A 17,621-nucleotide genomic window follows, 5' to 3' on the forward strand; every position below is an offset into this window, starting at 1 on the left:
TCAGACCTTCCACTCCCGCCAGCTGGAGACCGACGGCTTCCAGCCCAGCTCTTCCCGCGCCCGCTGGTTGCTCGCCCCGCGCGCCGCGGTGTGCTGGTGCACGGTGAACCAGCCGAGCAGCCGCGCGGCCAGTTCCTCGGCGACCACACGGGGTTCCGGGCCGCCGGTCAGCTGGGCCCAGTGCGGCAGCCACGTCCGGGCCGCGGCGGGCTCGTCGTCGACGATGTTGAACACTCCGGTGGCGTCCTGCGCCACCGCGTGCGCGGCAGCCGATGCGGCGTCGCGCACGTGTAGGAACGAGGTGATGCCGGTGCCCTGACCGGCCAGCGGTGACCGGCCGGCCCGCAGCGCGGTCCCGAACGGGCCGTCCAGGTCGTAACCGGTGCCCGGCCCGTACAACATGCCGTAGCGCAGCACGATCCCGTTGCGCCCCAGCACGATCCGCTCCAGCTCGGCGATCGCCCGCACCGTGGCCGCCCACGACTCGTCGGGAGCGTCGAGGTACAGCGGCGCCCGCTCGTCGAGCACCTCGCCGCCACCGGGACTGGTGGCGAACGCGATGCTCTGCGCGACGAACCGCCGCACCCCGCACTCCGCCGCCGCCTCCGCCAGGTGCGCGGTGCCCTCGGCCCGCAGCCGCGCGGTGCGGGCGAACGCGTCTGCGCCCCGCAGCGCGGTCGCTTGATGCACCACGGCTTCCGGTCGCGCGTCGGCCACCGCCTTCCGCGTGGCCGCCCGGTCCAGCAGGTCGGCGACCACCACCTGGTCGGCCTCGACCACGGCGTCCGAGTCGCGGACCAAAGCCGTCACGTGATGCCCGTCCGCGGACAGCATCGGGACCAGGAGCCGGCCGATCACCCCGGTCGCGCCGGTGACCAGTACCCGCATGGTCACCTCCCCGCGACGCGCATCAGCAGCCGGCACGCCGGGTCGCCGTGCCGCAGGCATCCGGTGGCGCGGTTCTCGGTCAGCCGCACCCCGAGCCCGTCGGACCAGCCGGCGTGGATCTCCGTGCACGGGCACTGATATCCATCCAGAGAACCGGCCATCCGAACCATGACGACCGCGAAGTTCTGCCGCATGGTCAGCTCCAGCAGCTCGTCGTCGAGCGCCTCCACGCCGCCATCTCGCAGCTCCGCGGGGAACATGATGTCCGCGCACCGCTCGTACAGCTCGGCCAGCTGCTTCGAATCGGCCGTCGCGATGTCCACAGTGGACGACTTCGCGACCTGCTTGCCGACCCTGGTGGCCACGAACCGCAACGCCTCGGCGTTGATCTCGTTCGCCACGTCCTGGCCGAACCGCTTCGCCACCCCCTGGTACCAGCGCGCGTCGTGCAGCCACCAGAGCCGGTAGACCTCCATCGGCCGCAAGGTCAGCTCCCCTGCTCGGCGCGGGCGACCAGCTCACGGGCGCGCTCACGCATGACCCGCTTGAGCACCTTGCCGGTCACCCCGGTCGACACGTCCGCGCTGTCCATCCGCAGCGCCCGCGTGATCGGCGGGAACCCCTTCGCGGTCAGGACTTCGTTGACCCACGCGGTCAGATCGGCCGGTTCGACCGCGTCGGCGGTGAACTGCAGCAGCGCGTAGGCGTCGGCGATCCCGTCACCGTCCCAGTCGGCCCGCACACCCTCCTCGGCGATCGCGGTCACCGTGCAGTCGACCAGCTCCGGCCGGTTCGCCAGCAGCAGCTCCTCGGTGCGGGTGCTGAACACGACACCGGCCGCGGTCCGGATCGCGTCGGGCGCCCGGTCCAGGTGGTAGAAGTTGCCCTCCTCGTCCTGCACCGCGAGGTCACCGGTCAGCCAGTAGCCACCGAGCCGCAGCTTGTGCCACGTCAGGGTGTCGTTCCAGTAGCCGGGGGTCAGCGTCGGCGACTTCACGCCCAGCCGGCCCACCTCGCCGGGCGGCAGCGGAACCCCGTCCTCGGACAGCACCGCGGCCTGCGCGAAGCTGATCGGCTTGCCGATACAGCGCCCATAGGACGCGCTGCCGGGCTTGTGCCCGTTGTGGAAGATCGAGTACCCGGTCTCCGAGGAACCCAGCCCGTCGGTGAACACCGAGCCCGGGACCCGGACCGGCTTGAAGTCCGGGCCGATCTCCTCGTGGCTGCCCTGCGCCACCAGCACCCGGATGTGGGCCTCGTGCGCGGCGTCACCGGTGTTGTAGTAGGCCTCGATGCTCGACATGTCCCGCTTGGACAGGTCGGACGTGGCGATCTGCCCGTACGTGCCGGAGAAGCCGAACACCGTGGTGGGCTTGAACTTCTCGATGGCGTCGAGCACGTCCTCGCCGTTCTGGCTGGACTGCAGGTACACCGGCGAGCCCAGCAGCAGGCCGAACATCATCACCGACATGGCCGCGTTGTGGTTGCCGGGCAAGGCCACCAGCAGCCGGCCCATCGACCCGCCGACCGACAGCTTCAACCGGTGCAGCTGCGCGTAGAGCAGGGTCTGGTGGGTGTGCGGCACGGCCTTCGGCATGCCGGTAGTGCCGGACGAGTGCGAGATGATGATCGGGTCCGTCTGGTCGTGCCGGTACGGGAACCGCGCCGGCAGCCGCTCGGCGTAGTCCGGCGTCACGTCCGCCGCGGTCACCACGAACCCGAGCTCGCCCCCGGCGTGCGTCTCGTAGCGCGCCTCGTCGGTGATCACGCCGGACGCGCCCTGCCTGCGGATGTACTCGCGGGCGATCTCCGGGCGCAGGCGCGCGTTGGTGAACGACGGGATCGCGCCCAGTGAGCTCAACGCCATGAAGTTGACGGCGAACTCGGTGCTGGACGCGGTGTGCACGCCGACCACGTCCCGCGGTCCGATGCCCTTGGCGTGGTAGAAGCCGGCGTACGCGCGCACCGCCCGGTCGAGCTCGCCGAGCGTGAGCACCTCGGGATGGCTGCCGTCGGGAGCGCGCCAGGTCCCGTCGGTCCACAGCACCTGCGTGTCCAACGGCCGGCCGTAGGCGATGACCCGGTGCAGCACGTTGCCGGCGCCGAGCTCGGCGTCGTCGTTGATCCGGCGCCGTTCCTCTTTGGTGATCACGTTTCCTCCGGGTGGGGTTCCAGCAGCTGGGCGACCGCGACGTCGTGGGCGGGCGGGTCGGTCCCCAGCAGGGCATGGGCGCGGGCGGTACGCGGGTTGGGCGCCAGCTCCACTGCCAGCGTCAGCACCGCGTCGAGGTCGTCCACGGCGAGCAGCAGTTCGGCGGCCGCCAGCAGCTCACCGGCGGGATCGTCCGTTGTGGACAGTGCGAGCAACGGGCCGGTGATGCCCAGGTCCGTGCTGAGCCTGCCGAGCACCGCGTTCGCGGTGGCCTGCATGAACAACAGCGGGTTGTGCACCTGGCCGGACACCATTCGCTCGCTGGCCAGGTCAGTGGTCGTGGCGTCACCCATCAGGCTGACCAGCACCACACCGAGCCGGTCGCCGGGGATGTCCTGTCCCGCCAGGCAGGTCATCGCCACGTGGTAGAGCAGTGGGTTGAAGGAGGACTCCACGAAACCGGTCACCGGCGGCAGCTCCACCGGGCCGTCCAGCTTGGCGCTCGCTCGGACTCTGGTCTTCACACGCGCTCCAGCAGCATCGCGGTGTTCATCCCGCCGAACGCGGCGTTCAGCGTGAGCACCCGCCGCAACGGCACCTCGCGCGGGCCCTCGGTCACGTAGTCCAGGTCGCACAACGGGTCCGCGCGCCGGTAGCCGGCGGTCGGCGGCACGACGCCGTCGCGCAGGGCCAGCAGCGAGATCACGAACTCGACCGCGCCGGAGGCCTCCAGCATGTGCCCGGTCGTGCTCTTCGTCGAGCTGGCGACCGTGCCCGGCCCGAACACCGCGCGCAGACCGTTGGTCTCCGCGCTGTCGTTGAACGGAGTGCCGGTGCCGTGCGCGTTCACGTAGTCCACAGAGGACACTCCGGCCCGCCGCAGCGCCTGCGTGGCGGCGCTCGCCATGCCGCGGCCCTCGGGATGCGGCTTCGCCACGTGGTGCGCGTCGGAGGCGACGCCCCAGCCGGCGTACCGGGCCAGGACCTCCGCACCCCGGCGCCGGGCCGACGCGGCGCTCTCCAGCACGACCGCGGCCACCCCGTCCCCGAGCAGCAACCCCGTGCGGTCCGCGGAGAACGGCCGCACCGCGCCGTCCTTGGCCAGCGCCCGGCCGGAGTCGAACTTCGCGTGGTTCTCCTCCTCGACCAGGTAGGCGCCCGCGCACAGCACGACGTCCGCGAGCCCCGCCCGGACCATCCGCCACCCGTGGATCAGCGCACTGGCCGAGGCGACGCAGGCGTTGCTGAACGCCACCGCTCGCCCGGTCAGGCCGAACCGGTCGGCCAGCTCCCGGGCCATGCGGGCGGGCACGCTGCCGGTGAGCCCGGCATCCGTCCCGTCCCGCCAGAACCCGGTGATCGCCGTCCAGTCGCCGGCCGAACCGAGCAGCACCGCCGCCGGCGTCCCAGGTTCGACCCCGGCCATCCGCAGCGCGTCGCCCGCGCAGTCCGCGAGCACCTCCCGCAGCACCGGGGTGCCGGCCGAGGCGGCCGTCATCGGCGTGCGGTAGGGCGCGGGGTCGAACCGGGTGGCCGGCGCGAACGCGGGAACACCCGCGAACACGCCGTCCCGCAACGACACCGCCCCGCGCCCGAAGGCGGTGTGCACGCCGAACCCGGTCACGACAACGTCGTCGGATAAAGGATCCGCGTCGGTCATCGCGCTACCTCGACGTTGAGGTAGTCGACGATCCCGGCCACCGACGAGAACCGCTCCAGGTCCTCGTCGCTCGGGTCGACCCGCAGCCCGAACCGGACCTCGACCTGGTGCAGCAACCAGACCAGCGCCATCGAGTCGAGCACGATCGGCGCGTCGTCGCCCAGGTCGGCGGGCAGGTCCCCGAACACCTTGCGGTCGGCCAGCAGCTCCCGCACGGCGTCCGCGGTGATCATGCCGCGGCTGCCCGGCGCTTCAGGATGTCGTCGACCAGCTGGCCCAGCGTCATCGACCCGATCGCCTCGATGTCGGTGTCCGGGATCTTCACGTCGTACTCCCGCTCCAGCCGCAGCATGAGCTCGACCAGGCTGAGCGACTCGAGGTCGATCCCGCCGGTGCCGATCGGGCTGTCGTCGGTGAGCGCGTCGGTGTCCACGAACAGGTTCATCTCCTGCACCAACGTGGTGACCACGAACTCGCGGACGTCGTTGCTCTGCACGGTGCTGGTCATGCGGCACCCTTCCTCGCTGAACTGGTTTGGGGGGAGAACTGGTGGTCAATTCGTGGCCGCGCGCAGCACACTGCGTTCGCGGATGAGCTTTCCGTTGCTGGTCCGCGGCAACGTGGGCAGCACCCACACCGCCTTGGGCAGCTTGAAGTCGGCCAGGTGGTCGCGGCACCACACGATGAGGTCCTCGGCCGCCAGCTTCTCGTCCACAGTGGACACATAGGCCTCGATCGCGTCGCCGTGCACCAGCACGGCCTCGTTGATCGCCGGATGACGGCCGAGCACGGCCTCCACCTCGGTCAGGTCCACCTTGAGCCCGCCGACCACGACCAGTGAGTCGCCCCGGCCGCGCAACCGCAGCAGCCCGTCGGCGTCGAGCTCGGCGCGGTCCCGCGTGCGCAGCCAGCCGTCGACGTACCGCTCCTGGCCGTCGCTGGTCAGGTACGGGTTCTCCGGCAGCGCCACCTCGACCTCACCCGCCGCGATGCGCAACCGGACACCGGGCGCGGGCGGCCCGACCGCGGGCCTGGTGGCGCCGCTGACGTCCATCGCGATCACACCGGTCTCCGTGGTCCCGTAGGACTCGCCGACCGGGACGCCGTAGACCTCACGGAACCGCTCAGCGGTCTCCGGCGGCATCAGCTCGCCACCGGAGACCGCCGACCGCAACGCCGGCAGGGACGGCGAATGCGGCATGGACCCCAGCAAGTCGTAGTGGAACGGCACGCCGAAGATCACGTTGACCTCGTGGTCACGGGCCGCGTTGACGATGTCGGTGGCCGACACCTTCGGCGCGAACACCACCTCGGCCCCGGCGTGCAGCGAGTGCAGCAGACCGGCGATCAGGCCGAAGCTGTGCGCGGTGGAGCTGAGCAGCAGCAGCCGCTCACCCTCACCGGGCATCCCCGGGATCTTGCTGAACCGCTCGATCTCCTCGGCGATGGACGCCTCGGTGCGGCCGATCACTTTCGGCAGCCCGGTGGATCCCGAGCTGAACTGCACCAGCCGGTGCGCGGTCAGCGCTTGCCTACCGTCCGCGCGCTTCTCGGTCACCGCCTCGTGCCGTGACCGGAAGTTCAGCCGGTACCAGCCCGGACCGCCGGCCCGCACCGTGTACTGCGGCCGGCACAACGCGAACAGCGCGTCCACCTCGGCCGGCTTGAGGCGGTGGTCGATCAGCATCACCTGGGCGCCCAGGCGCCACAACGCGAGCAGCACCTCGACCTGGGTGAAGCTCGGCGGCACCTGCAGGGCGACCGAGGTGCCCGGCCCGATCCCGTTGGCGGAGAACAACGCGGCCTCGTGCGACACCGCGTCCCACATCTCCCCGTGTGTCACGACCTGCTCGCCCGCCACCAGATAAGGCAGATCGTCGGGGTGGCGGCCGAGCAGTTCCCGCACCAGTCGCATGACGATCACGTCTCCTTGCAGAACTCACCGATGGGGTAGCCGACGTGCCGCTTGTCGGTCGCGATGTACCCGAGCAACTCGTCGCCGGGCTGCAGCTCCGTAACGTTGCGGACCTTCCCGCCCGGCCCGAGGACGCGCACGTGCCAGTCGTCCTGCAGCGTCAGGCTGACCGCGACGCCCTCCGGGGACTGCGCCCTGATCGTCAGCAGCGGGCGGGACTCGAGCTTCGCCCGGCCGACGACGATCCGGCGGGTCTTGCCCTCGGCGTTGACCGCGAGGGTGACGCTGCCGGAGTGCAGCTCGCTCAGGTAGTTCGTGCGGTTGTCCGGCCCGAGAACGTAGGAGTGCAGGGCACCCGCGTTCACCCGGAACGGACGGGTCGGCATGTACGGCAACGGATGCGTCTCGCTGCAGCACAGGATGAAACCGGAGGAGTAGGAGCCGACGAGGATGCCCTCGTCCTCCTCGAAGTGGCTGCACGTGTCCACACAGACCCGGTCGCCGAGTCCGTTGTGCTCGATCGACTCCACGGTCAGCGTGGACAGCTCGAGGTCGCGCGTGCCCGCCTCCAGCAGCCGCGCCAGCGAGAACACGTCGGTGGCGTCGCGCGGTGCCAGCATCAGGCCGTCGGAGCCGTGCTCCAGCACGTCCAGCACGATCCCGGCCTCTTCCAGGTCGGAGACCACGCAGATCAGCTGCCCCTTGGCGCCGTCCGCGGCCGCGATCACGATCTCCAGCGGGATCTTGGTCGGGTCGACGAAGCTGACGATCGTGTACGGCAGGTTCGCGGCCGCCACGCACGCCAGCTTGAGCGTGCGGTCGTCGCGGACCTCCACGAAGACCGCACCCGAGTGCCGTTCGGCGATCAGGCGGTCCAGCTGCTCGGCGTCCGTCACCTCGGTGGTGACCAGGTCGACGCCCTCGTGGTCGGCGGGGATCTGGTTGCCCAGCAACACCTTCGTCACCGTCGGCGGGAGCCCGGCCAGCACCTCGGGCCGGTCGGCGACCACACCGTGCACTCGGGCGTGCACCGCGGCGGCCAGCACGGCCTCCAGCTGCGGTCCGGCAACGGTACGGAGATCGATCCATGCGAATTTCACGCGGCACCTGCACCTGTCGTCATCGGAGAGTGGTTGGGGGTGACCTGCGGGTGCAGCACGGCCGCCAGCCGGCACACCACGGACAGCGGGTTGGGCGACGAGAAGATCCGGCGGCCCACGGCCAGGCCGGCACACCCCGCGGACAGCGCGTCGCGGGCGTACTCGGCCAGCGCGATGCCGTCCGGGTCGTGCGCGGGCGGCCCGCCCGCGGCCAGCACCGGGATCGGGCAGCTGGCGGTGACGTCGGCCATCCGTTCGACCGGGTACGCCATCGACGTCTTCACCAGGTCCGCGCCCAGATCGGCGGCGATGTTCACCACGTGCGCCAGGGTTCGCGAGTCCCGCGGGTCGTGGATGCGGGGACCGCGGGCGTAGATCATCGCGATGAGCGGGATGTTCCACGCCTGGCACGAGCTCGCCACGGCACCCAGGTCCGCCAGCTGTTTCGACTCGGTGTCCGAGCCGACGTTGACGTGCACGCTCACCGCGTCCGCCCCGAGGCGCAGCGCGTCCTCGGCGTCACCGACCAGCACCTTGGCGTGCTCGTCGGCGGCGTGCGGAGTCCCGGCGCTCAGGTGCACCACCAGCGCGGTGTCATCCAGCAGCTCCGGCTTGATCGCCCGGAACCGTCCCTTGTGGACGATGATGGCGTCGGCGCCGCCGAGAACCAGGTCCCGGATCAGCTCGTCCCACTCATGGTTCGCCACCACCGGCCCGTCGGACACGCTGTGGTCCAGCGGCACGAACAGATACCTGCCGTCCGCCGGCCTCGACAACCGCCGCAGGCGAAGCGCTTTACCCGTGTCAGCCACGTCGGTCCTTCCCGTTGTCGCTCGACACGATTCTTTCCAGCAAATACGAGAGCCGACCACTATCAGGTGGCGATAACCCGGCAGTTATAAGTTGTCCCGAACCATAACGCGACGTATCAATAGCGTCTGAATTGGCGTATCAACAGGATCACCCATGTGCCAATGCTGTCAGTTCTCTATCGCAGGACCAGCATGGTCAATACCATGTGGTCAGATACGACACCGAAGTTGCCGGGTTTCTTCCGTGCGTCGGACTATTGGAGGGAACATGCAAAGTCCGGTCCAGATTGCAATCGCCTACCATAGCGGAACTGGGCAAACCGCTAAATTCGCGGCGGCGGTGCACGAAGGGGCGAGTTCGGTAACCGGATGCGAGTCGGTGTTGATTCCGGTCGACTCGATGGACGAGCCCGAATGGGCCACCCTGGACGCGGCCGACGCGATCATCTTCGGCTCCCCCACCTACATGGGCGGCGCCTCGGCGGCGTTCCACGGCTTCGCCGAGGCCACCTCCCGGCGCTGGATGCGGCAGAGCTGGCAGGACAAGCTGGCGGCCGGGTTCACGAACTCCGGCTCCAAGGCGGGCGACAAGTCCTCCACCCTCGCCTACTTCGCGACGCTCGCCGCCCAGCACGGGATGACCTGGGTCAACCTCGGCCTGCTGCCCGGCTGGAACCGGGTGCACGCCAGTGAGCACGACCTGAACCGCCTGGGCTTCCACAGCGGCGCGGCAGCGCAGTCCAATGTGGACTCACGCGAGGTGCACGCCGCCGACCTGGCCACCGCCGCGCACCTGGGCCGGCGCGTGGCCGAGCAGGCACTCGTCCTGGCCGCCGGTCGCGCCGCCCTGGCGCCGGCCCGGTGACCAGGGGGTGAGAAGTGCAAGTCGAGTTACGACACCTCCAGGTGGTGCTGTCGGTCGCCCAGGCGGGCAGCATCAACCGGGCGGCCGCGCAGCTGCGGATCGCGCAGTCCGGGCTCACCGCCCAGCTGCAGCGCATCGAGCAGGAGTTCGGCGGCCCGCTGTTCACCCGCAACCCCGGCGGGGTGGCGCTGACCGAGCTGGGCGAGCACGTGATCGGCCGGGCCCGAGACCTGCTCGGTCAGTTCGACGAGCTGATCGAGACCTCGCGGCTGCTGGCGCACACCGACCGGCCGGCCGCGCAGGTGTTCGTGGTCGGGCCGCTCGGACCGGTGGTCACGATGCTCGCCGCCGCGGTGCGCGACGCCCTGCCCGACCGTGAGCAGTCCAGCCTCCTCGCCCACACCACGGAGGCGCTCACCAAGGCGCTGCGCTCGTCCGAGTTCGACATCGGCGTCGTTCCGGAGATGATCGCGGTGACCATGCCGTTGCCCGCCGGTCTGCGCACGCGCCCGCTCGTCGACGAGCCCGCCCACATCGGGCTCGTCGCCTCGCACCCGCTGGCCGAACGCCCCGAGCTGACGCTGGCCGAGCTCGCCGGGCAGGACTGGGTGGTGCCCGAGGAGAAACTCTCCGGGCTCGGCGCCTCCCTGCGGCTGGCGTGCGAGGAGGCCGGCTACACCCCGCGGTGCCGGCACACCGGCGCCGACCTCGCCACCGCGCTGATGATCGTGCGCTCCGGAGCGGCGATCGGCGCGTTCTACCCCACCGGCGTGCACACGCCCGGAATCGTGCTGCGGCCGCTGACGGGCACCCCGGTGCGGCGCCGGCTGGTGCTCGTGTGGCGCGAGGACTCCCCGGTCGCCGCCGTCGTCGACCACCTGCACGACGACGTGGTGAAACGGCACCGCTCGCTGCTGCCCTGACGAATGCTCGTGAATTGGAGGAGACCCGATGGCCAATCACGTTCAGGTCGAAACCGGACGACGGTCCACATGGCGGTGGGTCATCGCCGTTCTGGTCGTGGCACAGACGCTCGTGTGGGTCAACAACGCGATCCTGAACGTTGCGTTGAAGACGCTCGCCGATCCGGTCGCCGGGCTCGGCGCGACTCCGGGTGAACTCGAGTGGGCGCTCAGCTCGTACACGCTCGTTTTCGCGGCGGCGACGTTCTCCGGCGGCGCACTCGGCGACCGGTACGGGCCGCGGCGCATTCTTCGGATCGGTTTGTCCGTTTTCGTCGTCGCGTCTCTGCTGGCCGCCTTTTCCACCACCGCGACAATGTTGGTGGTGGCGCGCGCGATCCTCGGTTTCGGAGCCGCGCTGCTGACCCCGGCGACACTCTCGCTCGTCGTCCGCTCCTCCCCCGCGGCCGACCGCCCGCGCGGTATCGCGATCTGGGCTTCGGCCACCGGCGTCGCCGTCGCCGTCGGGCCGATCGCGGGCGGCGCGCTGCTGGAGATGTACGGCTGGTCGGCGGTCTTCCTGCTCAACGTGCCGATCGCGCTGCTGTGCCTGGGCGGTATCGCGGCGGTCGTGCCGGAGTTCCGCGAGGGAGCGACGCGACGCCTCGACCTGGCCGGGCTCGCGCTCTCGTTCACCGGGCTGTTCCTCGTGGTGTACGGCGTGATCCGCGGCGGCGAGTGGTGGTGGCCGGTGCTCGCCGGGGTGGGAGTGCTGGCGGCGTTCGCGATCGGCCAGCTGCGGTCGGCCGAACCGAGCTTCGACGTGCGGCTGTTCCGCCGGCGGGAGTTCGCGGGCGGCAGCCTCAGCCTGGTGCTGACGTTCTCCGCCTTGGCCGGACAGCTCTTCTACGTCGTGTTCTACCTGCAGAGCCTGCGTGAACTGACGCCGCTGCAGGCGGGTCTGGCGATCACGCCGGCGTCGGTGGGAATCATCATCGGCAGCCAGCTCACGCCCGCGCTCGTGCGGCGGTGGGGCACCAGGCGGGTCGTCGCGGCCGGGATGCTGGTCGCGGGCGGCACGTACGCCGGCTACGTGTTCTTCGGGACGGACACCCCGCTGATCTGGTTCGAGGTGCTGCTGCTCGTGCAGGGACTCGGTATGGGCTGGGTGACCTCGCCCACCACGTCGGCGATGCTCGACGCGCTGCCCAAGGAACGCAGCGGCGCCGGTTCGGCGATCAACACCGTGCTGCGGCCGGTCGGCATGACGCTCGGGGTGGCCGTGTTCGGCTCGATCCTGACCGCGTCGTACCGCACCGAGATCGAACCCACGCTGACCCACCTGTCCGTTGCGCGACAGGCCGCGGTCCGGGTGTCGGCCGAGGCGGCGAGGGTCGCGGCACCGGACCTCGCCACCGAGATCAACGAGGCGTTCCTGCGGGCCATGCACAGCACCGCGCTGTGGGCGTTCGCGCTGTCGTTGTGCGGGGTCGCGCTGGTCGTGGCGTGCTTGCGGGACCGGGCCACGAGCTAACCTGGTGCCCGTGACCACCGATCCACGCCTGCGCGAGCTGGCCCTGCTGCGCCGCGTCCGCGACCGGATCGACCGCGACTACGCGCAGCCGCTCGACGTCGAGGCGCTGGCGCGCGGCGTGCACCTGTCGGCCGGGCACCTGAGCCGCGCGTTCCGCGCCGCCTACGGCGAGTCGCCCTACAGCTACCTGATGACGCGCCGCATCGAGCGCGCCATGACCCTGCTGCGCCGCGGCGACATGTCGGTCACCGACGTCTGCTTCGAGGTGGGCTGCTCGTCGCTGGGCACGTTCAGCACCCGGTTCTCCGAACTGGTCGGCATGTCGCCGAGTGCCTACAAGCGCCTGGCCGCCTCGGCGGAGGTCGACATGCCCGGCTGCGTCGTCAAGGCGGTCACGCGTCCGATCAGGAATCGAGAAGCGACGCCGCCGGGCCGCGGTTAACGTCACCGGCATGACCCTCATCATCCACTCGACGTTCCTGCCCACCGACGACCCGGACTCCTCGCTCGCGTTCTACCGCGACGCGCTCGGGTTCGAGGTGCGCAAGGAGGTCAACTTCAACGGCATGCGCTGGATCACCGTCGGTCCCGCGGACCAGCCGCAGACGTCGATCGTGCTCTACCCGCCCAACGCCGACCCCGGCATCACCGAGGACGAGAGCCGCACCATCGCCGAGCTGATGGCGAAGGGCTGCTTCGCGTCCATTGTGCTCGGTACGTCCGATCTGGCGGGTGTGTTCGAACGGGTCGAGGCCAGCGGCGCCGAGGTCGTGCAGGAGCCCGCGGACCAGCCCTACGGCGTGCGCGACTGCGCGTTCCGCGACCCTGCCGGGAACATGGTTCGTATCAACCAGCTCACCTAGTCGCCGAGCATCCGCCTCAGCAGATCCCGCAACTGACGCCGGTCGGCCGCGCCCAGCGCGGCCAACGGTTCCGCCGCGAACCGCAACGCCCCCCGGAACTCCAGGGCCAGCCGTCGCCCCTCCTCGGTCGCGACGATGTACTTCACCCGCCGGTCCCGCTCGTCGGGCCGCCGCTCCACCAGCCCGCGCGCCTGCAGCCGGTCGATGATCCCGGTGACGTTGGACCGCTCCGACCCGAGCTTCGAGGCGATGACGTGCATGGGCTGCGGCTCGTCGAGCGCGGCCAGCACCTTGGCCTGGATGGACGTCAGGTCCCGCGCGGCCGCCGCCTGCTCGTACTCCTTGGTGTAGCGGTCGACGATCTGGGCGAAGAGCGCCACGACCTCGGTGCTGACCTTGTCCATGACGAGCATCATAGTTGACGACATGAACTATCTCCAGGCACACTAGTTCATGTCAATAACCATCATGGACATGAACTGAGGCAGACCATGGTCGTACTCGTCACCGGCACGTCGTCCGGCATCGGCCTCGCCACCGCGGTCCAGGCCGCGAAGGCAGGACACCAGGTGGTGGCCACGATGCGCGACACCTCGCGCGCCGGCGCCCTGCGCGCCGCGGCACCAGACATCGACGTCCGGCGGCTCGACGTGACCGACGGCGACTCCATCACCGCCGCGATCGACGGCGTCATCGCCGAATACGGCCGTCTGGACGCCGTGGTCAACAACGCGGGCGCCGGGCACATCGGCACGGTCGAGACCGACTCCGTCGACAACTTCCGCAAGGTCATGGAGACCAACTTCTTCGGCGTCGTCCAGGTCACCAAGGCCGCGATGCCGCACCTGCGCGCCAGCCGCGGCCGGCTGATCACCGTCACCAGCGTCGGCGGCGTCGTCGGGCAGCCGTTCAACGAGGCGTACTGCGCCGCCAAGTTCGCGGTCGAGGGCATGATGGAGAGCCTCGCACCCGTTGCCGCGCAACAGGGTGTGACCGTCACCGTCGTTGAGCCCGGCGCGGTCGCCAGCGAGTTCGTCGCCAACGTCGGCGTCGACCGCGAGACCGTCCTCGAGACGGCCGGGCCGTACGCCGCCGAGCTCAAGGCCTACCTCTCGCGCACCGGCACGTCGTTCGCCGGCGCCCAGACCTCCGACGAGGCCGCCGCGACCGTGCTCGCCGCGCTGACCGACGAGCACCCGCCGTTCCGCATGCAGACGTCCGATTGGGCGAAGCGGTTCACCGGTTTGAAGCTGTCCGATCTGGACGGCTCGGCCGTACAGGACTTGACCACCACGTGGATCTCCTGACACCACGCTAAGTTCTCGCCCCAGCCACGCGGAGGGGGACGGGAATGCCGGAAGTGCTGGCCGGGTTGCTCAACGGACCGGCGGCCGAGCTCTACCAACGGTTGCTGTCGGCGGGCCGGCTGCGCATCGCCGACCACCCGGAGCTCGCCGGGTCACCGGATCTCGACGAGCTCATCGACGCCGGGTTCGCGCGCAGGCGGTTCGTCGGTGAACCGGTGATCGTGCCGGTCGAACCGTCCCGCGCGGTCGACCAGGCGCTGATCAGCGTGCAGCGGCGGATGCTCGACCAGCACCGAATGATCGTGCGGGTCCGTGAGCAGATGCACGAGCTTCAACGGTCCTACGCGGCCGGCGCCGACAGCGACGCCGTCCGCGTCTACACCGACCCGGCCGAGATCGGCGCGCTCTCGGTGGAACTGTGCCTGTCCGCCGAACGCGAGTTCTCCAACCTCGAGACCGAGCACTACCGCAACCCGCCCGACGGCCGGTCGGCCAAGGTGCCGCCGGCCGAGGTGCTCGACCGCGGGGTCCGGTTCCGCAACATCTACTCGCGGCCCGTGCTGGACCTGCCGTTCGCCGGCGAGATGGTCCGCCGGTGCGCGGAGGGCGGCTGGCAGCTGCGGGTGCTGCCCGAGCTGCCGATGAAGATGGTCCTGGTCGACGACCGCGCGGCGCTGCTGCCGCTCGACCCGACCGGCATGGAGGGCGCCGTACTGGTGCGGGCGCCGGTCATCGTGTCCGCGCTGCGCATGTACTTCGAGCTGTTGTGGAACCGCGCCCTGCCGTTGCACGACGGCGGCGTGGAGAGCAAGTTCTCCCCCACCCAGCGCGGCGTGCTGCGGCTGATGATCGGCGGGATGACCGACGCCGCGATCGCCCGCCACCTCGACGTGAGCGAACGGACCGTGCGCCGGCACATCTCCGCCGCGCTCGAACTGCTCGGGGTGGACAACCGGATCACCGCGACCGCCGTCATCGTGCGCGACGGCTGGCTCGACCACTAGGGCTTGCCCACACACTGCCATTCGACCGGGCCCTGCCCGTTCGGCGTGTAGTCACCGGCGAAGACCAGCCGGTACCCGCCGCCGGTCTCCTCGTCGACCTGCCACGTGCGGCCAAGCTTGGCGCAGCTGACCGGAACCACGTCGGCCAGCCGTCCGGTCGTGGTGACGGTCCACGCCGAGGTCGGGTACTTCTGCCCCAGGTCGAACGGCACCGCCCGCGCCGGGTCCACAGTGGACGGAGCGGTGATGCGGATCCGGAACTTGCCGAGCTCGCCCGGCCACACGCTCACCACGCCCGGATCCGTCCCGTCGATCCCGGCGAACCCGTCCTCGGTCCGTCCCAGCAGCCTGCTGCCCTCGGGCAGTACGCCGACCTTCTCCTCGCGCCACCGCACCCACCGGCGCACGGTGCCGGACGGGTCCGTGCCGTAGACGACGTCCGGTTCCGGGGAGATCAGCGACGTGAACCCGCGCCAGTCGGCCGGCGAAACCTGCTGCCACGACTGGAGATCGGCCGACTCGTGCAGCGTGCCGTCGGTCGCCGAGACGCGGTAGAACACGCCCCGGTCGTACCGCGTGCCGGACCAGAACACTGTGGACACATCGGCCCAGCCGGTCGTGGCGACGACCCGTTCGTTCATCCAGCGCGACTCGGTGCGGTTGGCGTCCAGGCAGAACGTGTGCCGCACGAGGCCACCGTCGTTCGTGACCGCGTACACCTGGCGCTCCCACAACCCGCACGGGGTCGACGGATCGGCGAGCGCGGGCGTTCCGAGAAGGCACAGGGCGAGGATCAGTACGAGGCAACGACGCATTTCTGCACAGTAAAGGCGCAAAAGCCGTGGTGGACGACCGGATCCGGCCAGTGACCGAATCCGGTCAGCGCCGGGTGTCCGGGAGCGGACATTGGCCGGTCGTGCCCTTATGCGGCAAGGGATCGCGCTGCCAGCGTTGCGGCACCCGGACAGCCGGGAACCGAAGAAACCAGGAGACGAACCATGCGCAACAGACTCGTGCGCGGACTGGCCCTCGCCGCCGGGCTGGCGATCACCGCCCTGTCCACGGCGACGGCCACCGCCGCACCCGCCGCCGGCACCGCCGCCGTCAGGATCCAGAGCCTCCCCGGCGCGTTCTACGCCGAAGCGATCAACCGCAACAGCGGCAAGTGCGTCAACGTGGCGCACGGTTCCGGCGACAACGGCGCGTGGATCCAGCAGTTCCACTGCGACCACACGCCCGCGGCGAAGTTCCTGTTCATCGGGAACGGTGACGGCTACTACGAGATCCAGAACCAGAACAGCCGCAAGTGCGTCGACGTCGAGTGGGGCGGCGGCTGGAACGGCGCGCGCACGCAGCAGTTCAACTGCAACGGCAGCCTGACCCAGCAGTACCGGATCGTCGAGCTCGGCAACGGTTACGTCAACTTCGTCAACCGGTTCAGCGGCCGGTGCATCGACGTGCCGCACGCCAGCACGGACGACTGGGTGATCCTCAACATCTGGGACTGCGTCGGCGGCGCGACCGAGCAGCAGTTCCGCCTCAACATCGGTTGACCCGGTGAGAACCGTTATGGCCACCTTCACGGACTTGAGGTCCGTGAAGGTGGCCATAACGGTCAGCCCACGCGGTAGGTGACGTGGGTGACCTTCGGCGAGGCGATCACCCGGATCGGTTCCAGGACGGGGTTGCCGACGTTCTCCAGCAGGCGCTCCCCCGAACCGAGGCAGATCGGCGAGATGTGCAGGGTGAGCTCGTCGAGCAGCCCGGCCCGCAGATACTGCTGGACCGCCTGCGCGCCACCCGCGATCGCGACCATCTTGTCGCCGGCCGCGGCCTTGGCTTGCGAAAGCGCCGACTCGATTCCGTCGGTGACGAAGTGGTACGTGGTGCCGCCCGGCATCTTCACCGGCTCACGCGGGTAGTGGGTCAGCACGAAAACGGGCGCGTGGTACGGCGGATCCTCGCCCCACCAGCCGGTCCACGACTCCTCCCAGGGGCCGGGACCGCCGCCGAACATGTTGCGGCCCATGATGAAGGCGCCGATCCCGCCGAGGATCTCGTCGACCATGTCGTCGTCCGGGGTGCGCTCACCCCCGTCCTTGCGCCAGGTGGACGTTTCGACCATCCACTGGTGCAGGTCCTCGCCGCCCTCGCCGAGGGGGTTCTCGGGGCTCTGGTTCGGGCCGGCGACGAAGCCGTCAACGGATACGGTGATGTGGCACGTTGTCTTGGTCATGCACCAGTAGACCGCCACCAGCTCCGAAACTCATCGGGGCAGGGCTGAAGCGGCAGAAGTTTCGCGGCGACCTGGGCGAACGCGCCGCTCACGACGCTCGTGCACTGCGGCCCCGTGAAGGGCGCGTCGGCGTCCGGAGCGTCGGATAATCGGGCCCACGCCGCCCAGCGCTCGTCCCACGCCTGCACCACGTCCAGATGGCCGCCGGGCAGGAACCGGGTCAGGTGCACCCCCGTGACCTGCCCGGTGGTTCCCAGCAGCGGCAGCCACCGAAAACCGCCTTCTTTGCGAAGACGCTCGATCAGCTCCGCGCCAGTCATCTTTCTCTCCGTATTGGGGTTCAGCCGGTGCGACGTCTCGGGGTTTCCGCCGCACCGGCTGAG

22 protein-coding genes are annotated in these 17,621 nt (G+C 70.3%); 8 read left to right on the forward strand and 14 right to left on the reverse strand.

The features are described from left to right. Genes avaA7 through QSK35_RS35765 form a run of 10 tightly spaced genes read right to left on the reverse strand, consistent with a single transcriptional unit; the run spans position 1 to position 8,527 of the window. Positions 1-888, reverse strand: coding sequence for a 3-diazoavenalumate denitrifying reductase (avaA7, locus tag QSK35_RS35720; protein WP_285752127.1), 888 nt, complete (start codon positions 886-888; stop codon positions 1-3). A gap of 2 nt (positions 889-890) precedes the next feature. After that, positions 891-1,364: a hypothetical protein gene (locus QSK35_RS35725; RefSeq protein WP_285752128.1), complete on the reverse strand. Its 474-nt coding sequence runs from the start codon at positions 1,362-1,364 to the stop codon at positions 891-893. 11 nt (positions 1,365-1,375) lie between these two features. Then, the gene (gene avaA6 / locus QSK35_RS35730; protein WP_285752129.1) at positions 1,376-3,040 is read right to left on the reverse strand and encodes a 3-aminoavenalumate diazotase; all 1,665 of its coding nucleotides are present in this window, start codon (positions 3,038-3,040) and stop codon (positions 1,376-1,378) included. Continuing rightward, positions 3,037-3,564 carry a beta-ketoacyl synthase N-terminal-like domain-containing protein gene (locus tag QSK35_RS35735; RefSeq protein WP_285752130.1) on the reverse strand — a complete coding sequence of 176 codons (528 nt, stop codon included), beginning with the start codon at positions 3,562-3,564 and terminating at the stop codon, positions 3,037-3,039. Before QSK35_RS35735 ends, avaA6 begins: the two co-directional genes overlap by 4 nt. Beyond that, positions 3,561-4,700, reverse strand: a complete 1,140-nt coding sequence (locus tag QSK35_RS35740) for a beta-ketoacyl-[acyl-carrier-protein] synthase family protein (RefSeq protein ID WP_285752131.1) — start codon at positions 4,698-4,700, stop codon at positions 3,561-3,563. The genes QSK35_RS35735 and QSK35_RS35740 overlap by 4 nt, the downstream gene beginning before the upstream one ends. Then, positions 4,697-4,933, reverse strand: coding sequence for an acyl carrier protein (locus tag QSK35_RS35745; protein ID WP_285752132.1), 237 nt, complete (start codon positions 4,931-4,933; stop codon positions 4,697-4,699). Before QSK35_RS35745 ends, QSK35_RS35740 begins: the two co-directional genes overlap by 4 nt. Then, positions 4,930-5,208, reverse strand: a complete 279-nt coding sequence (locus tag QSK35_RS35750) for an acyl carrier protein (RefSeq protein WP_285752133.1) — start codon at positions 5,206-5,208, stop codon at positions 4,930-4,932. The genes QSK35_RS35745 and QSK35_RS35750 overlap by 4 nt, the downstream gene beginning before the upstream one ends. Positions 5,209-5,253: 45 nt before the next feature. Next, complete coding sequence (locus QSK35_RS35755; protein WP_285752306.1) at positions 5,254-6,615, reverse strand: class I adenylate-forming enzyme family protein; 1,362 nt, start codon at positions 6,613-6,615, stop codon at positions 5,254-5,256. A 5-nt stretch (positions 6,616-6,620) separates the two neighbouring features. After that, entirely contained in the window at positions 6,621-7,715 is a 1,095-nt protein-coding gene (locus tag QSK35_RS35760; RefSeq protein WP_285752134.1) for a 3-dehydroquinate synthase II family protein, read from the reverse strand. After that, a complete protein-coding gene (locus QSK35_RS35765) occupies positions 7,712-8,527 on the reverse strand; it encodes a 2-amino-3,7-dideoxy-D-threo-hept-6-ulosonate synthase (protein WP_285752135.1) in 816 nt (271 codons plus the stop codon). Before QSK35_RS35765 ends, QSK35_RS35760 begins: the two co-directional genes overlap by 4 nt. A 268-nt stretch (positions 8,528-8,795) precedes the next feature. Here QSK35_RS35765 and QSK35_RS35770 point away from each other — a divergent pair, with 268 nt between their 5' ends. Genes QSK35_RS35770 through QSK35_RS35790 form a run of 5 tightly spaced genes read left to right on the forward strand, consistent with a single transcriptional unit; the run spans position 8,796 to position 12,691 of the window. Then, a complete protein-coding gene (locus QSK35_RS35770) occupies positions 8,796-9,392 on the forward strand; it encodes a flavodoxin family protein (protein ID WP_285752136.1) in 597 nt (198 codons plus the stop codon). A gap of 14 nt (positions 9,393-9,406) precedes the next feature. Beyond that, positions 9,407-10,315 carry a LysR family transcriptional regulator gene (locus QSK35_RS35775; RefSeq protein ID WP_285752137.1) on the forward strand — a complete coding sequence of 303 codons (909 nt, stop codon included), beginning with the start codon at positions 9,407-9,409 and terminating at the stop codon, positions 10,313-10,315. 28 nt (positions 10,316-10,343) lie between these two features. Then, positions 10,344-11,828: an MFS transporter gene (locus QSK35_RS35780; RefSeq protein WP_285752138.1), complete on the forward strand. Its 1,485-nt coding sequence runs from the start codon at positions 10,344-10,346 to the stop codon at positions 11,826-11,828. 10 nt (positions 11,829-11,838) lie between these two features. Beyond that, a complete protein-coding gene (locus tag QSK35_RS35785) occupies positions 11,839-12,270 on the forward strand; it encodes a helix-turn-helix transcriptional regulator (protein WP_502881765.1) in 432 nt (143 codons plus the stop codon). A gap of 10 nt (positions 12,271-12,280) precedes the next feature. Next, the gene (locus QSK35_RS35790; protein ID WP_285752139.1) at positions 12,281-12,691 is read left to right on the forward strand and encodes a VOC family protein; all 411 of its coding nucleotides are present in this window, start codon (positions 12,281-12,283) and stop codon (positions 12,689-12,691) included. Here the strand turns inward: QSK35_RS35790 and QSK35_RS35795 are convergent. Further along, the gene (locus QSK35_RS35795) at positions 12,688-13,095 is read right to left on the reverse strand and encodes a MarR family winged helix-turn-helix transcriptional regulator (protein WP_285752140.1); all 408 of its coding nucleotides are present in this window, start codon (positions 13,093-13,095) and stop codon (positions 12,688-12,690) included. The genes QSK35_RS35790 and QSK35_RS35795 overlap by 4 nt on opposite strands. An 87-nt stretch (positions 13,096-13,182) precedes the next feature. Here QSK35_RS35795 and QSK35_RS35800 point away from each other — a divergent pair, with 87 nt between their 5' ends. Further along, the gene (locus tag QSK35_RS35800) at positions 13,183-13,998 is read left to right on the forward strand and encodes an SDR family oxidoreductase (protein ID WP_285752141.1); all 816 of its coding nucleotides are present in this window, start codon (positions 13,183-13,185) and stop codon (positions 13,996-13,998) included. A 44-nt stretch (positions 13,999-14,042) separates the two neighbouring features. Next, positions 14,043-15,002: a LuxR C-terminal-related transcriptional regulator gene (locus tag QSK35_RS35805; RefSeq protein ID WP_285752142.1), complete on the forward strand. Its 960-nt coding sequence runs from the start codon at positions 14,043-14,045 to the stop codon at positions 15,000-15,002. Here QSK35_RS35805 and QSK35_RS35810 read toward each other — a convergent pair. Further along, a complete protein-coding gene (locus QSK35_RS35810) occupies positions 14,999-15,817 on the reverse strand; it encodes a hypothetical protein (RefSeq protein WP_285752143.1) in 819 nt (272 codons plus the stop codon). The two genes, QSK35_RS35805 and QSK35_RS35810, sit on opposite strands and share 4 nt — an antisense overlap. 183 nt (positions 15,818-16,000) lie before the next feature. On the opposite strand from QSK35_RS35810, the gene QSK35_RS35815 reads away from it, so the two are divergent. Next, on the forward strand, positions 16,001-16,555 hold the full coding sequence (locus tag QSK35_RS35815) for an RICIN domain-containing protein (protein ID WP_285752144.1): 555 nt from the start codon (positions 16,001-16,003) through the stop codon (positions 16,553-16,555). A 62-nt stretch (positions 16,556-16,617) separates the two neighbouring features. Here QSK35_RS35815 and QSK35_RS35820 read toward each other — a convergent pair whose 3' ends face one another. After that, positions 16,618-17,238 carry a dihydrofolate reductase family protein gene (locus QSK35_RS35820; protein WP_285752145.1) on the reverse strand — a complete coding sequence of 207 codons (621 nt, stop codon included), beginning with the start codon at positions 17,236-17,238 and terminating at the stop codon, positions 16,618-16,620. Continuing rightward, a complete protein-coding gene (locus QSK35_RS35825; RefSeq protein WP_285752146.1) occupies positions 17,235-17,558 on the reverse strand; it encodes a hypothetical protein in 324 nt (107 codons plus the stop codon). The genes QSK35_RS35820 and QSK35_RS35825 overlap by 4 nt, the downstream gene beginning before the upstream one ends. Between the last annotated feature and the right edge of the window lie 63 nt (positions 17,559-17,621).

It is taken from the genome of Lentzea sp. NBRC 105346 (assembly GCF_030269605.1).
Taxonomy (GTDB): Bacteria; Actinomycetota; Actinomycetes; order Mycobacteriales; family Pseudonocardiaceae; genus Lentzea.

Excerpts from the sequence above, each read along its gene's own strand:
- avaA7 (WP_285752127.1), bottom strand. The coding sequence starts at position 888 with ATGCGGGTACTGGTCACCGGCGCGACCGGGGTGATCGGCCGGCTCCTG.
- QSK35_RS35725 (WP_285752128.1), bottom strand. The coding sequence starts at position 1,364 with ATGGAGGTCTACCGGCTCTGGTGGCTGCACGACGCGCGCTGGTACCAG.
- QSK35_RS35740 (WP_285752131.1), bottom strand. The coding sequence starts at position 4,700 with ATGACCGACGCGGATCCTTTATCCGACGACGTTGTCGTGACCGGGTTC.
- QSK35_RS35745 (WP_285752132.1), bottom strand. The coding sequence starts at position 4,933 with ATGATCACCGCGGACGCCGTGCGGGAGCTGCTGGCCGACCGCAAGGTG.
- QSK35_RS35750 (WP_285752133.1), bottom strand. The coding sequence starts at position 5,208 with ATGACCAGCACCGTGCAGAGCAACGACGTCCGCGAGTTCGTGGTCACC.
- QSK35_RS35755 (WP_285752306.1), bottom strand. The coding sequence starts at position 6,615 with ATGCGACTGGTGCGGGAACTGCTCGGCCGCCACCCCGACGATCTGCCT.
- QSK35_RS35770 (WP_285752136.1), top strand. The coding sequence starts at position 8,796 with ATGCAAAGTCCGGTCCAGATTGCAATCGCCTACCATAGCGGAACTGGG.
- QSK35_RS35780 (WP_285752138.1), top strand. The coding sequence starts at position 10,344 with ATGGCCAATCACGTTCAGGTCGAAACCGGACGACGGTCCACATGGCGG.
- QSK35_RS35790 (WP_285752139.1), top strand. The coding sequence starts at position 12,281 with ATGACCCTCATCATCCACTCGACGTTCCTGCCCACCGACGACCCGGAC.
- QSK35_RS35795 (WP_285752140.1), bottom strand. The coding sequence starts at position 13,095 with ATGGACAAGGTCAGCACCGAGGTCGTGGCGCTCTTCGCCCAGATCGTC.
- QSK35_RS35800 (WP_285752141.1), top strand. The coding sequence starts at position 13,183 with ATGGTCGTACTCGTCACCGGCACGTCGTCCGGCATCGGCCTCGCCACC.
- QSK35_RS35805 (WP_285752142.1), top strand. The coding sequence starts at position 14,043 with ATGCCGGAAGTGCTGGCCGGGTTGCTCAACGGACCGGCGGCCGAGCTC.
- QSK35_RS35810 (WP_285752143.1), bottom strand. The coding sequence starts at position 15,817 with ATGCGTCGTTGCCTCGTACTGATCCTCGCCCTGTGCCTTCTCGGAACG.
- QSK35_RS35815 (WP_285752144.1), top strand. The coding sequence starts at position 16,001 with ATGCGCAACAGACTCGTGCGCGGACTGGCCCTCGCCGCCGGGCTGGCG.
- QSK35_RS35820 (WP_285752145.1), bottom strand. The coding sequence starts at position 17,238 with ATGACCAAGACAACGTGCCACATCACCGTATCCGTTGACGGCTTCGTC.
- QSK35_RS35825 (WP_285752146.1), bottom strand. The coding sequence starts at position 17,558 with ATGACTGGCGCGGAGCTGATCGAGCGTCTTCGCAAAGAAGGCGGTTTT.